This window comes from Arthrobacter sp. 10T425, assembly GCF_056393985.1.
In genome coordinates this window covers 76,315-89,538 of record NZ_JBFTGZ010000008.1, presented here as the reverse complement: position 1 = coordinate 89,538, position 13,224 = coordinate 76,315, and the positions used below count along the sequence as shown (strand labels likewise).

The following is a 13,224-nucleotide window of genomic DNA, read 5'->3' as shown; positions in this document are numbered from 1 at the left end:
GGTCCCGACAGGGACACAATCGGCGCGCCTGCGTAAGCTGGGAGTGATGAATACTTCAGCCCTCCCCGCCGCACTGGCGGAAATTGTCGACGATTTCCAGGCCCTGACCGAAGCAGAGCGGCTGCAGCTGCTCCTTGAGTTCTCACAGGGGCTTCCGGAACTTCCGGAGCGGCTCCGGGATCACCCGGAGCTGCTCGAGCAGGTAGTGGAGTGCCAGACGCCGCTGTTCCTCACCGTCGAGACGGAACAGGCCGATGGCGACGCGCCTGAGCGCGTCCGGCTCTACTTCAAGGCACCCAAGGAGGCCCCGACCACCCGCGGCTTCGCCGGAGTGCTCCACGAAGGACTCGACGGGCTCAGCGCCGCGGAAATCCTGGCCGTCCCCGACGACATGCCCGAACTGTTGGGCCTGACCCGCGCCATCACTCCGCTGCGCATGCGCGGAATGACGGCCATGCTGGGCCGGATCAAGCGCAAGGTCGTCGCCTCCGGAGACCGCCAGCCGTCGGCGCAGTCCTGACCTTCGGCGCCCGGACAGCCAGAGAACATGGCCCGCAAGCACGCGTCGCAGGGAACTCCGGCCACCGCGGCACTCGCGGCCGCCGGGGTTCCCTTTGTGGCCCACCCCTACACCCATGACCCCGCGGCGGCCAGTTATGGCCTGGAAGCGGCGGAAGTGCTCGGCGTCGACCCTGACCGGGTCTTCAAGACCCTGATGGTCGACGTCGACGGCCGGCTCGCCGTCGGCGTCGTGCCGGTCAGCGGCAGCCTGGACCTCAAGGCGATGGCCGCGGCTTTGGGCGGCAAGAAAGCGGAGATGGCCGATCCGGCCGCGGCGCAGCGGCGGACCGGATATGTTCTCGGCGGCATCTCACCGCTCGGCCAGCGCCAGTCCTCCCCCACGGTGGTGGATGAGAGCGCACTGGCGCTGGAGACCATCCTCGTTTCGGGTGGACGGCGCGGCCTGGACATCGAGCTGGATCCGGCCGAGCTCATTCGGCTCACGGCTGCCCGCACCGCCAGGATCGGGACCCGGCGCGACTGACCCGGCCCCAGGTGTCGAGACGGCACGTCACGGCAATTTTCGCGCACAACACTGCCGTGATCTGTCAATGATCTGTCAATTGAATGCGGCATTGCCGGCCGGAGGCTCCTGGTCGCCGGGGTTGGCGCGGGGCGCCAGCTGCTGCCGGAGCCAGGCCGAGACCTGCCGCTCCCAGCGCTCCGGGTCCACGTTCCATTCCTTGGTATGCAGGGCCTTGTCGAAGGGCTCGAAGGTGACCATCTCGGGGTTTTTCTCGGCCAGCGCCGCTGAGGGCCCGTACGGTACGTACTCGTCGTCCACGCTGTGCACAATGAGGGTCGGCGTCCTCAGCTCCACGGCCCGCGAGACCCAGTCCATCGCTTTGAGGTCGACGGGCGCGGCCAGCCCGGTCAGCCGCCGGCCCAGGCGGTGGCTGAGCATGAGTTGTCCGTAGCGGCCCACGGACGACGGAATCCGGTTCAGCTCCGCGTGGTGGGCCAGCACGTTGACCCAGTTGATCACCGGCGCGTCCAGGACCATGGCCCGGATCAAGTGGCGGTGCCGGGAAAGGTCAGCGGTCTGGAGGCATATCGCGCCGCCCATCGACCAGCCGAACAAAACCACCTCGCGGGCGCCCTGCTGTACGGCGTAGCCGATGGCGGCCTCGACGTCGCGCCATTCGGTGGAGCCCAGGCCGTACCGCCCGTCGCTGGCTGACGGGGCCAGGCCGTCGTTGCGGTAGGAGATCAGAAGACTGGACATGCCCAGTTCCCTGGCGGTCCGGACGGCCCGCAGCCCTTCCTGCCGGGTGGCCCCGCGCCCGTGCACCATGATCGCCCACACGTCGGGGGCCACATCCTCCGCCACGGCCGGCGCGGCGCGGACGAGCCAGGCCGGCGCGGTCCCGGCGTCGACGTCGATCAGCACGTCCTCCACCGGAAACCCCAGGGCGGCCGGATCCGGAAAGGCCGCGCCGCTCCACCAGCCGCGCCGGGCGGTGGCCATGTCCCCGCTGTAGACGTGCTCGACCTCGCGCAGCACGGTGCGTTCGGCCGGGGAGTAGGACAGGATCCGGCCGATCCGCGCATGCCCGCGGCCGCCGTCGAAGAAGAAACCGTACACCCCGTCCACCGTGGCGTCCGGGGTGGCGGCGAAAATGACCCGCAGCGCCCGCCCCTCGCGGATGACGGCCAGCACTTCCTGGTCCTCTGCCCGGAACCGGGCCGGGGTGATGACGCGGCGGGCGAAGTAGAGGGCGAGGGCGGAGGAGCCGGCGGCGAGCACGCCCGCAGCGGCGCTGCCGCCGATGATGCCCCCCACCGCCCACTTGGCGCTGCCGGACGTCACGCCGCCGGGGGCCGGCGCGACGGGGAGTGCTGTTCTGCGGGCAGAGGCCCGCCGGGCAGCGGCCTGGCGGGCAGCGGTCTGGCGGAGGTCCGGGCGGAGGCGCAGGGAGGATGCCATGGCACCATTCTTACTGAAGCGCAGCCCAACCACGGCATTGGCGGGATTTCAGGCGCACGGCCGGGCCGGTCCAGACACGCCAGGGTCCCGCGGGACACAACGATGCAGGTCAACACGAGCGCGACTAGGCTGGGGTCATGAGTGATCCAATCGTCATTTTGACAGAAGAGCCCCTCGGTGCGGATGACCGCGTCAATATTGAAACCCTGATTGCCGGCGGTGATGCGCCCCTGCTGATCCTGGTGCCGGCCAACACCGAGCGACACCTGGTGGTGGATTTCCTGGAAAACCTTTCCATGCTTGAAATCGCCAAGGCCTTCCGTGAACTGACGGCACACTCGGATCCCGCCGAAGAGCGGGCCGAAGCAGCCGACACCCTGGCCGCCTCGCTGGCCGCGCTGGCCGGTCTGGGCGGCGGCGTCTCGGGCGAAGTCGTCGAGGGCAAGGCCGTTGACGGCCTGGTTGCCAAGGTCAAGGAACTCAGCGCCGGACAGGCTGTGGTCATCACCCGCCCGCACGCCGTGGCCGACACGTTCCACACCGACTGGGCCACCAAGGCACAGGACAAGCTGGGGCTGCCCGTCCTGCATCTGTACGCCGGTTCGGGATTTATCGGGGACTCCTGAGCGTTATTGAGGCTATGAGTATCTTTAACAGGCCTAAATCCATGCCCTCGGCAGTGCCCGCCACCGACCCCACAGCCGACCCCGCCGCCACGGCCCTTGACCAGACTCCGACCGGAACGCCCGTCGAAAAGACGGACGCCCAGTGGCGCGAGGAACTGACGCCCGAGGAGTACCGCGTGCTCCGCCAGGCAGGCACCGAGCGGCCGTACACCGGCGAATACTGGGACACCCACACCCGCGGTGTCTACAAATGCAGGGCCTGCGGCACCGAACTCTTCACCAGCAACGAAAAGTTCGACTCGCACTGCGGCTGGCCGTCCTTCTGGGCGCCGCTCGCCGAGGGCACCGTTCGCTACATCCATGACCGCACCATGGGCATGGACCGGGTGGAAGTCCGCTGCAGCACCTGTGATTCCCACCTGGGGCACGTGTTCGACGGCGAGGGCTACGGCACCCCCACGGACCAGCGCTTCTGCATCAACTCGGTTTCCCTGAAGCTGGTTCCCGCGGACGACGCCGGGCAGTAGCCCGCAGCCCTGCCTCTCCTTCCGCTGGAACGGCTTTTCAGAATCACTTGCCACAGACTTTCTTATGCTCGAGGCAATTTTGCATTAGAGTCTCTGCTTGCTTGCTACGCTCGATTTAGATCCAGCGACACGCTCCACAGCAAACAGAAAGGCGACCGTCGACGATGACCACGACCGCTCTTACCGCCCCCGCCCCGATCACCGCCGGCAACCAGGAATGGCTGCGGCTCAAGGCTGCCGCCACCGCCCTGCGCGGCCTCCAGGTCCAGGACGGATCCGTGCCGGATGCCGAAGCCCACGAAGCCGCGGCCGGCCACGTCGCAACCATCACCGCGGCGGTCGCGGCCCTGGCCCCGTCCTTCCCGCACGACGCGAACTACCTGGAACTGCTGGTCACCGACTTTGACCGCTGGGCCGATGGCGGCTTTGGGGTCCCGGACTTCCTGGATTCCCTGCAGGCGTTCCAGCCGCAGCAGCACCGGGTCAACGGACTCCAGCACCTGGTCGTGTTCCCGATGTACACCCAGAACGGCAGCAGCAGCCGCCTCGTCGAGGCCGTGCTGATCGAGGTCATCTGGCCGGAATTCATCGGCGGCCTGGAAACCGGCGAATACTCCAACAAGCTCTTCGTCCCGATCCGGTTCCTCGACTTCACCGCGGGCTACGACACCAACTCCGCAGTCCTGTTCCCCGAGACCGTCGCGGTCCGCGAGACCCCGACGTTTACGTGGGGCGCGATCTTCGCCGACCGCGAGGCCGCACGCTTCCGCCGCGTCCTGCGCGCCGCCGCCGAGATCACCTCCCTGCAGCTGCCCGAGGACGCCGCCGGGCTCCTGGAGGACCAGCAGCTGACGCAGGAAACCTTTGTCATGTGGGACCTGATCCACGACCGCACCCACATGCGCGGCGACCTGCCCTTCGACCCGTTCATGATCAAGCAGCGCATGCCGTTCTTCCTCTACTCACTGGAGGAACTGCGCTGCGACCTCACCGCCTTCCGCGAATCCGTGAAGATCGAGAAGGACGAGGACGCTGACCCGGAGGCCCGCCGGCACGCCAAGCTGGTCCAGTACGCCGTGATCTTCGACCGCATCTTCCGCTTCGCCATCACCGGCACGCGCGTGCGGAACTACGACGGCCTTGGCGGCCAGCTGCTCTTCGCCTGGATGCACCAGCACCACGTCCTGCACTGGACCGACAGCAAACTCAGCATCGACTGGGACGAGGCTGCCGACGTCGTGGTTGAACTCGGCGCGAAGATCGAGGAACTGTACTGGCGCTCGATCGACCGCCCCAAGATGGCCCACTGGCTCGCCGCCTACGAGCTCATCTCTGGCACGGTCACGCCTAACCCGGCCTCGGTCTGGGCCAAGGGTCCCGACGCCCTCCCCCTGGACGGTCCGCCCCGCGGCCTCACGGACCAGGTCCTCGACGACGAGTTCCCGCTCTCCATGTTCTACGAGGCGCTGGAGAAGAAGATGCGGCCCGTCATCGAATCCACTGCCGGCATCACCGGGTCGTCAGACATCAGCACAGATACCGGCACTGACACGGGATCAGAGTCCGGCGGCACCCAGGCCCTGAACGCCGGATGAGTGCCGGACGCACTTTGAACGTGCTGGTCACGGGGGGCAGCGGGCCGTCGGGAATCGCGACGGCCCGCGCCCTGCGCGGCGCCGGCCACAGGGTCTTCACGGTCGGATCGGATGCCGCGCGCATCGAGGCAGCCGCCGCCGAGGCCGGCGACGGCGTCACGCCGCTCGCCTGCGACCTCGCCAGCCTGGCCGACGTCCGCGCCCTGCGGGAAAGCATTGCCGGCCTGGCCGGACGCGTCGACGGCGTTATCCACCTGGTGGGCGGCTGGCGCGGCGCGAAAGGCATCACCGACCAGAGCGACGACGACTGGGACTTCCTGGAGCGCAACGCCGTCACGACCCTGCGGAACGTTACGCGCGTCTTCTTCGACGACCTCGCTGCCTCTGAGGCAGGACGCTTCGCCATGGTGTCCTCCACGGCGGTAAGCGCCCCGACGGCGGCGGGGGCGAGCTACGCCGCGGCCAAGGCGGCTGCCGAGGCCTGGACGCTGGCGGTCGCTGACGGCTTCCGCCGGGTCCACGCCGCGGGCAATGCCACCGGCACCGGCACTCCCGGGCAGGACAGCGCGCAACAGGACAACGCCGGACAGGAGAGCGCCGCGCTGCGGAGCGCCGCCGTCATTTTCGTGGTGAAAGCCCTTGTTGACGCTCAAATGCGGGCCAAGGCCCCGGACCGCAAGTTCCCGGGCTTCACGGACGTGGCTGACCTGGCGGCTGCCGCAGCGGGACTCTTCAACGCTCCTGCCGGCGACCTGAACGGCCAGCGGCTGCTGCTCAGCCGCTGAACATCCCTGATTCCGCGGCGCTGACTCCGGGGCCCTGATCCAGGGCCCCAGCGTCTGTGGCACAGGGTCTGGGCCCCGATCCAGGGCCCCGGGCTTAGCCCGGGCGGCCCGACCTCTTAGACTGAAAGCGTGAGCAAAACGATGACCAGCACAGTTGAAACTGTCCCTGCCGGCACTGCGGTGCGGCTCCACGATCCCTCCGTCCGCGGTTTCGCCTCGGACAACTATTCCGGCGTGCACCCGGAAGTTCTTGCGGCCCTGGCCGCCGCCAACGAAGGCCACCAGGTCTCCTACGGCGAGGACGATTACACCGCGCGCCTGCAGCAGCTGATGGAAGAGCACTTCGGCGAAGGCATCGAGTGCTTCCCGGTGTTCAACGGCACGGGAGCCAACGTCCTGTCCCTGCAGTCGCTGCTCCCGCGCTGGGGTGCGGTCATTTGCGCTTCCACCGCCCACATCAACATGGACGAAAACGGCGCACCGGAGCGGATCGGCGGCATCAAGCTGCTGCAGGTCCCCACCACCGACGGCAAGCTCACCCCCGCACTGATCGACCAGGAAGCCTGGGGCTGGGGCGATGAGCACCGCGCCCAGCCGCTGGCCGTGTCCATCACCCAGACCACCGAGCTCGGTACCTGCTACACCCCGGACGAGGTCCGGGCCATCGCTGAGCATGTCCACGCAAAGGGCATGAAGCTGCACATGGACGGTGCCCGGTTGGCCAACGCCGCCGCCCACCTGGGGGTCCCGCTGCGGGCCTTTACCCGTGACGCCGGCGTGGACATCCTCTCCTTCGGCGGCACGAAGAACGGCCTGCTGTTCGGCGAGGTTGTGGTCGCCCTGAACCCGGAGGCCGCACACGGCCTGGTCTACCTGCGCAAGATGAACATGCAGCTGGCCTCCAAGATGCGGTTTATGTCCGCCCAGTTCATTGCCCTCCTCGAGGGTGAGCTGTGGCTGCGCTCGGCCTCGCACGCCAACGCCATGGCCGCCCGGCTGCGCGCCGGCGTCGAGGCGATCCCCGGCGTCGAACTGACGCAGAAGACCGAGTCCAACGGCGTCTTCGCCGTCCTGCCTGCCGGTGTCGCGGACCGGCTGCGCAAGTCCTTCCGCTTCTACGACTGGAACGAGGCGGCCCGCGAGGTCCGCTGGATGTGCTCCTTCGACACCACCGAGGATGACGTTGATTCCTTCATTGCGGCCATCAAGCGCGAGCTCGCCGCTGCCTGAGCCGTGCAACGCTTCCCCTGCCCGGCGGCGAGCCTGCCGGGCAGGGCTCCGGCCGTTGCATAACCTTCCAAGGTGAGCTCCCTCGATCAGGTTCCGGCAGATTTCCTCTTCGCCCTGGGGACCCTTCGGCAGGCACGGTGCCGCAGCGAGCTGCACCTGGACGAAATTCCGGCCCCGTCCCGGCTGGCACCGTTCGCGGTGGCCCTGGGCGCGGAAGTGATCGGCCCGGGCGACTCCCCCGCCGGCGGACCGGTCCACGGCCCGGCCGCCGCGGCCCTGGCACGGGCGTCCGGCAGCGACGACGTCGAGCTGGCCACTGGCCGCTTCATTCTGCTCCACGATCCCGACGGCTCTGCCGTATGGGACGGGGAATTCCGGATCGTCACCTACATCCGCGCCCAGCTGGAACCCGAGATGGGCAACGACGAACTCCTGGGGTCCGTGGCGTGGACCTGGCTGGTCGAAGCGCTGGAGAACCATCAGGCCCCCTACCGCTCCGCCGGCGGCACCGCCACCCGGGTGCTCTCGGAGAGCTTTGGAACGTTGTCGGACCGGCCGAATTCAATCGACATTGAGCTCCGGGCCTCCTGGACCCCGGCCACCCCGGACATCACCTCGCACCTGGAGGCGTGGTCGGACATGGTCTGCACCTTCGCCGGACTGCCGCCGCTGCCCGAGGGCGTCACGGCCCTTCCCCGCCGCCCCCGCGGACACGCATGAGGCCCCTGTTCGGCCGCGGTCACGGCCCTATACGCCATGTTGTCGGTAAACTGTAGAGACCATGACCCCTCAGAATCCGGAAATCAGCACGGCCGGCGCCAGTCGCACCACGGCCGAGGCTGCTGACACCACAGCCCACATCACCGTGGAAGGCTTCGACAGCCTGGTCCCTGAAGTGATCGACCTCGACATTCCCCGCGACGGCGTGCCGCTGGTCATTGAAACCCAGTCCGGACTCGAACGCTGCGCCGCGGCCCTCGCCGCCGGCCACGGCCCTGCGGGCGTGGACGCGGAGCGCGCCTCGGGGTTCCGCTACGGCCAGCGCGCCTTCCTGGTCCAGATCCGGCGCGAAGGCTCCGGAACCTGGCTGATCGATCCCGAACCTTTCGGGGACCTCAGCATCATCAATGACGCCTTGCGCGGCGTCGAATGGATCCTGCACGCCGCCAGCCAGGACCTGCCCTGCCTGTCCGAACTCGGCATGTGGCCGGACAAACTCTTCGACACCGAGCTCGCCGCCCGCCTGGCCGGGCTGCCCCGGGTGGGCCTCGCCGCCGTCATCGAACAGCTCCTGGGCTTCGGCCTGGCGAAGGAACACTCCGCCGCCGACTGGTCCACCCGCCCGCTGCCGGAACCGTGGCTGCGCTACGCCGCGCTCGACGTCGAAGTCCTGACCGAGCTGCGCGAGGAACTGATTGAGCTGCTCGTGGCGGACGAGAAGCTGGAATACGCCGAGCAGGAATTCGCCGCCATCCTCGAAGCCGGACAGGCCCCGCCGCGCGTTGATCCGTGGCGCAAGACGTCCGGACTGCACCAGATCCGGGACCGCCGCCAACTGGCCGCAGTCCGGGAGCTGTGGCTGGAACGCGATTCCCTGGCCCAGAAACGTGACGTCGCCCCTGGCCGGCTGATCCCCGACTCCGCGCTCGTCGCCGCGGCCAAAGCGATGCCGTCCACGGTTCCCCAGCTCCTGGGCACCAAGGGCTTCCACGGCCGCGCCGCACAGCGGGAAGCCCCCCGCTGGCTGCGCTGCATCGGCGTGGCCCGGGCCCTGGAGGACCTGCCGCCGCTGCACCTGCCCACCAACGCTCCCCCGCCCCCGCGCGTCTGGGCGGACCGGGACCCGGAGGCGGCCGCCAGGCTCGCCACCGCCCGTCCAAAACTCCAGGCCAGGGCCGAGGAACTGAACCTGCCGGTGGAGAACCTGCTGACCCCGGACTATCTTCGGCGGGTCGCCTGGCGTCCACCGGCAGAATGCAGCGAGGAAGGCGTGGCCGAGGAACTGGCGAACCTCGGGGCGCGCCAGTGGCAGATCGAAATCACGGCTCCGCTCATTGCCGAGGCCTTCCTGCACCCCGAGCCGCTGCCCGCAAAGGAACCCAAGGCCGCCGCGGAGGCGCCGTCGGGTTCCACGGTCTAGCGGCTCCTTCCGGGGCCGCTCATCTCCTCCTTGCCAGCTATGTTACTGGCGAGTAACATAATGCATGATGTCGCTCGGAACCCTCCTGCCTGTGGCAACCCCTGCCACAGGCACGGTTCCGGCACCATGTCTCAATGAGGAGTACGCCGTGAGCCAAGCCCGCACCAGCGGAAAACCCAGCAGCGCAAACCCGAGCAGCGGAAGAAACAGGACCGTGCGCGACGTCGTCTTTGTCGACGGCGTCCGCACCCCGTTCGGCCGCGCCGGCGACAAGGGCATCTACGCGGGCACCCGCGCCGACGACCTCGTGGTCAAGTGCATCCGCGAACTGATGCGCCGCAACCCTTCGCTTCCGGCGGACCGGGTCGACGAGGTCGCGATCGCCGCCACCACCCAGACGGGCGACCAGGGTCTGACCATCGGCCGCACCGCCGCCCTGCTGGCCGGACTCCCCCGCACCGTGCCCGGCTTCGCGATCGACCGCATGTGCGCCGGCGCCATGACCGCCGTCACCACGACGGCGAGCGGCATCGGCTTCGGCGCGTACGACGTCGTGATCGCCGGCGGCGTGGAACACATGGGCAACCACCCGATGGGCGCCGGCGCCGACCCCAACCCGCGCTTCATGTCCGAACGGATCGTGGACCCGGCCGCGCTGTACATGGGCAACACGGCCGAGAACCTGCACGACCGTTTCCCGGCCATCACCAAGGACCGCACCGACGCCTACGCCGTCGCCTCGCAGGACAAGCTCGCCGCAGCTTACGCCAACGGCCAGATCCAGCCCGACCTCGTACCCGTCGCCACGATGAAGCCGGGCCAGGGCTGGACCGTCAACACCGTGGACGAACCCCCGCGCCCCGGGACCTCGCTCGGGGACCTGTCCACGCTTAGGACGCCGTTCCGCGCCCACGGCCGGGTCACGGCGGGCAACGCCGCGGGCCTGAACGACGGCGCCACCGCAGCCCTGCTGGCCTCCGCCGATGCCGCCGAGGAACTCGGGCTGCCGGTCAGGATGCGCCTGGTGAGCTATGCCTTCGCCGGCGTCGAACCCGAGGTCATGGGCATCGGCCCGGTCCCGGCCACCGAGAAGGCACTCAAGAACGCCGGACTCGGCATCGGGGACATCGGGCTCTTCGAAATCAATGAGGCCTTCGCCGTCCAGGTCCTGAGCTTCCTGGACCATTTCGGGATCGCCGACGACGACCCCCGCGTCAACCGCTATGGCGGCGCGATCGCCGTCGGGCACCCGCTGGCGTCCTCGGGGGTCAGGCTGATGAACCAGCTGGCCCGGCAGTTCGAGGAGGACCCCTCGGTCCGCTTTGGCATGACCACGATGTGCATCGGCCTGGGCATGGGCGCCACCGTAATCTGGGAGAACCCGCATCACGCGGATTACGGCACCGAAACACACAGCACTGAAACACACGGCACCGCAGCACAGCACGCAGAGACCACGACCACCGAGACTGGAGCCACAGCATGAGCGCCGCTGACTTCCGCAAGCTTGCAGACCTCTTCCCGCACGAGACGGTCACCCACTCCTACGTCCAGGACATCGAACTGCCGCCCGTCGACGGTGGGGAGACGACTGACGGCAAAAGCCCCGGCATCTTCGCGCTGGTCACCCTCGACAACGGCCTGGACCACTCCAAGCCCACCACCCTCGGACCCAACACCCTGATCGAACTCGGCACGGTCCTGGAAGGACTGAAGGAACGCGCCGCCCGGGGCGAGATTGCCGGCGTCGGCGTCACCGGCAAGCCGTACTTCCTCGTGGCCGGCGCCGACCTCTCCACGGTCAAGTCCGTCAGCGGACGCGAACAGGGCCTGTGGATGGCCCAGCTCGGCCACGACGTCTACGCCACCCTCGCGAACCTCGGCGTGCCGAGCTTCGCATTCATCAACGGACTGGCCCTGGGCGGCGGCCTGGAGATCGCGCTGCAGTCCACCTACCGCACGGTCTCTACCGGCGCCGGCGCTCTGGCCCTTCCCGAGGCGTTCATCGGACTCATCCCTGGCTGGGGCGGGGTCCACATCCTGCCGCGGCTGATCGGGCCGGAGAACGCCCTCAAGGTCATGATCGAAAACCCGCTGAGCAACAACCGCACGCTCACCGGGCCGCAGGCCTACCAGCTGGGCATGGCGGACGCGATGTTCGAGCCGGCCGACTTCGTGGAACAGTCCCTGGCGTGGGCCGCGAAAGTCATTGCCGGTGCCGTGGCGCCGGAGCGGGCGAACGCCGTGGACCCGTCCGCTCCGGAGGTCGCCGCCCGCTGGGCGGCCGCCGTCGCCAAGGGCCGCGCCTTCGTGGAGGCCAAGACCTCCAACGCTTCCCCGGCGCCCGCCAAGGTCCTGGACGTCATGGAGGCCAACCGCACCCTGACCCAGGCGCAGTCCGCTGAGCTCGAATGCGAGACGCTCGCCGACCTCATGCAGACCGACGAGTTCCGCTCCACGGTGTACGCCTTCCTGGACCTCGTGCAGCGCCGCTCCAAGCGTCCAGCCGGCGCCCCGGACCGCAAGCTTGCGCGCCCGGTGACGAAGATCGGCGTCGTCGGTGCCGGCCTGATGGCCAGCCAGCTCGCCCTGCTCTTCGCCCGCCAGCTCAAAGTGCCCGTGGTCCTCACGGACATCGACCAGGCCCGCGTGGACAAGGGCGTGGGTTACGTCCACGCCGAGGTGGAGAAGCTGCTGGCGAAGGGCCGGATCAGCCCCGACGCCGCCAACCGCACCCGCGCGCTCGTCACGGGATCAGTTTCGAAGGAGGCCTTCGCCGACGCCGACTTCGTCATTGAGGCCGTCTTCGAGGAACTCAACGTCAAGAAGCAGGTCTTCAAGGAAGTCGAGGCGATCGTCTCGGAAGAGTGCATCCTCGCGACCAACACGTCCTCGCTGTCCGTCACCGCGATGGCGGAGGACCTTGAGCACCCCGAGCGCCTGGTCGGCTTCCACTTCTTCAATCCGGTGGCCGTGATGCCGCTGCTGGAGATCGTGCGGGCACCGAAGACCGACGACGCCGTGCTGGCCACCGCGTTCGAGCTCGCCAAGGGGCTCAAGAAGTCGGCGGTGCTGGTCAGGGATGCCGCCGCGTTTGTGGTCAACCGCGTCCTGCTGCGCCTCATGGGTGAAGTCACCGCGGCCTTCGACGAGGGCACCCCCGCCGACGTGGCCGATAACGCGCTGCGGCCGATGGGCCTGCCCATGACGCCCTTTGTGCTCGGCGCCATGGTGGGCCTGCCCGTGGCGCAGCATGTCCAGGAATCGCTGCACACGGCGTTCGGGGACCGCTTCAGGGTCTCGGCGAACCTGCAGGTGCTGATCGACAACGGTGTGACGTCCATTTGGGCCGTGCAGAACGGCACACCGGTGCCGGGCCCGGACGGCAAGCCGTTCATACCGGCCGAAACCCTGGCGCTGATGTCCTTTGGCAGCACCCCGTCCACCGGCGAGGAGGTGCTGCGCCGGACGCAGGACGCCCTGGCGGAGGAAATCGGGCTGATGCTCGAGGAAGGCGTTGTGGCCGGTCCCGAGGACATTGACCTCTGCATGATCCTCGGCGCGGGCTGGCCGATGTTCCTGGGCGGGATCACCCCGTATCTGGACCGGGTGGGCGCCTCGGAACGGGTCAACGGCAAGAAGTTCCTGGCCCCGGGCGTGGCGTCAGAGCCGGCCTAAAGCCAGGCTTCACCGCTCGCTTTTGTTGGCGCCGCCGCCCGGACTTTGGTCCGGGCGGCGGCGCTGCTTTCGGGAGAGTGGCCGGGCATCCCGGCGGCGCCATGACGTGGGCAGCCTCGATGTCTGCGTTGGATTCCGTGCCTACCCCGCGGCCC

12 protein-coding genes are annotated in these 13,224 nt (G+C 68.7%); 11 read left to right on the top strand and 1 reads right to left on the bottom strand.

The window, feature by feature from the left end; genetic code table 11:
• Window positions 1-46 precede the first annotated feature (46 nt).
• Both AC1DDH_RS11215 and ybaK read left to right on the top strand, forming a co-directional pair.
• Window positions 47-520, top strand: coding sequence for a SufE family protein (locus AC1DDH_RS11215; RefSeq protein ID WP_476860252.1), 474 nt, complete (start codon window positions 47-49; stop codon window positions 518-520).
• A 27-nt stretch (window positions 521-547) separates the two neighbouring features.
• Window positions 548-1,045, top strand: a complete 498-nt coding sequence (gene ybaK / locus AC1DDH_RS11210; RefSeq protein ID WP_476851506.1) for a Cys-tRNA(Pro) deacylase — start codon at window positions 548-550, stop codon at window positions 1,043-1,045.
• Window positions 1,046-1,120: 75 nt separating this feature from the next.
• Here the strand turns inward: ybaK and AC1DDH_RS11205 are convergent, their stop codons facing one another.
• Window positions 1,121-2,488: an alpha/beta hydrolase family protein gene (locus AC1DDH_RS11205; RefSeq protein ID WP_476870620.1), complete on the bottom strand. Its 1,368-nt coding sequence runs from the start codon at window positions 2,486-2,488 to the stop codon at window positions 1,121-1,123.
• 137 nt (window positions 2,489-2,625) lie between these two features.
• Here AC1DDH_RS11205 and AC1DDH_RS11200 point away from each other — a divergent pair, with 137 nt between their 5' ends.
• The 9 genes from AC1DDH_RS11200 to AC1DDH_RS11160 all read left to right on the top strand — a co-directional run bounded on the left by AC1DDH_RS11200 (window position 2,626) and on the right by AC1DDH_RS11160 (window position 13,069).
• Window positions 2,626-3,114, top strand: coding sequence for a hypothetical protein (locus tag AC1DDH_RS11200; RefSeq protein WP_230007972.1), 489 nt, complete (start codon window positions 2,626-2,628; stop codon window positions 3,112-3,114).
• A 14-nt stretch (window positions 3,115-3,128) separates the two neighbouring features.
• On the top strand, window positions 3,129-3,641 hold the full coding sequence (msrB, locus tag AC1DDH_RS11195; protein WP_476870619.1) for a peptide-methionine (R)-S-oxide reductase MsrB: 513 nt from the start codon (window positions 3,129-3,131) through the stop codon (window positions 3,639-3,641).
• A gap of 164 nt (window positions 3,642-3,805) precedes the next feature.
• Window positions 3,806-5,236, top strand: coding sequence for a DUF6421 family protein (locus AC1DDH_RS11190; protein WP_476955445.1), 1,431 nt, complete (start codon window positions 3,806-3,808; stop codon window positions 5,234-5,236).
• The gene (locus AC1DDH_RS11185) at window positions 5,233-6,021 is read left to right on the top strand and encodes an SDR family oxidoreductase (protein WP_476955444.1); all 789 of its coding nucleotides are present in this window, start codon (window positions 5,233-5,235) and stop codon (window positions 6,019-6,021) included. The genes AC1DDH_RS11190 and AC1DDH_RS11185 overlap by 4 nt, the downstream gene beginning before the upstream one ends.
• Before the next feature lie 141 nt (window positions 6,022-6,162).
• Window positions 6,163-7,251, top strand: a complete 1,089-nt coding sequence (locus AC1DDH_RS11180; protein ID WP_028277018.1) for a threonine aldolase family protein — start codon at window positions 6,163-6,165, stop codon at window positions 7,249-7,251.
• Window positions 7,252-7,323: 72 nt separating this feature from the next.
• On the top strand, window positions 7,324-7,971 hold the full coding sequence (locus AC1DDH_RS11175) for a DUF3000 domain-containing protein (protein ID WP_018772438.1): 648 nt from the start codon (window positions 7,324-7,326) through the stop codon (window positions 7,969-7,971).
• Between the two features lie 61 nt (window positions 7,972-8,032).
• Window positions 8,033-9,391 (top strand): HRDC domain-containing protein, encoded by a 1,359-nt coding sequence (locus AC1DDH_RS11170; RefSeq protein ID WP_243179289.1) that lies wholly within the window; start codon window positions 8,033-8,035, stop codon window positions 9,389-9,391.
• 148 nt (window positions 9,392-9,539) lie between these two features.
• Window positions 9,540-10,877: a thiolase family protein gene (locus tag AC1DDH_RS11165; protein ID WP_476955443.1), complete on the top strand. Its 1,338-nt coding sequence runs from the start codon at window positions 9,540-9,542 to the stop codon at window positions 10,875-10,877.
• Window positions 10,874-13,069, top strand: a complete 2,196-nt coding sequence (locus AC1DDH_RS11160) for a 3-hydroxyacyl-CoA dehydrogenase NAD-binding domain-containing protein (RefSeq protein WP_476851498.1) — start codon at window positions 10,874-10,876, stop codon at window positions 13,067-13,069. Before AC1DDH_RS11165 ends, AC1DDH_RS11160 begins: the two co-directional genes overlap by 4 nt.
• Window positions 13,070-13,224 lie beyond the last annotated feature (155 nt).

Bases quoted from the DNA above. Each gene is read 5' to 3' on its own strand.
- AC1DDH_RS11170 (WP_243179289.1), top strand. From the start codon at position 8,033: ATGACCCCTCAGAATCCGGAAATCAGCACGGCCGGCGCCAGTCGCACC.
- AC1DDH_RS11215 (WP_476860252.1), top strand. From the start codon at position 47: ATGAATACTTCAGCCCTCCCCGCCGCACTGGCGGAAATTGTCGACGAT.
- AC1DDH_RS11200 (WP_230007972.1), top strand. From the start codon at position 2,626: ATGAGTGATCCAATCGTCATTTTGACAGAAGAGCCCCTCGGTGCGGAT.
- ybaK (WP_476851506.1), top strand. From the start codon at position 548: ATGGCCCGCAAGCACGCGTCGCAGGGAACTCCGGCCACCGCGGCACTC.
- msrB (WP_476870619.1), top strand. From the start codon at position 3,129: ATGAGTATCTTTAACAGGCCTAAATCCATGCCCTCGGCAGTGCCCGCC.
- AC1DDH_RS11160 (WP_476851498.1), top strand. From the start codon at position 10,874: ATGAGCGCCGCTGACTTCCGCAAGCTTGCAGACCTCTTCCCGCACGAG.
- AC1DDH_RS11180 (WP_028277018.1), top strand. From the start codon at position 6,163: ATGACCAGCACAGTTGAAACTGTCCCTGCCGGCACTGCGGTGCGGCTC.
- AC1DDH_RS11190 (WP_476955445.1), top strand. From the start codon at position 3,806: ATGACCACGACCGCTCTTACCGCCCCCGCCCCGATCACCGCCGGCAAC.
- AC1DDH_RS11185 (WP_476955444.1), top strand. From the start codon at position 5,233: ATGAGTGCCGGACGCACTTTGAACGTGCTGGTCACGGGGGGCAGCGGG.
- AC1DDH_RS11205 (WP_476870620.1), bottom strand. From the start codon at position 2,488: ATGGCATCCTCCCTGCGCCTCCGCCCGGACCTCCGCCAGACCGCTGCC.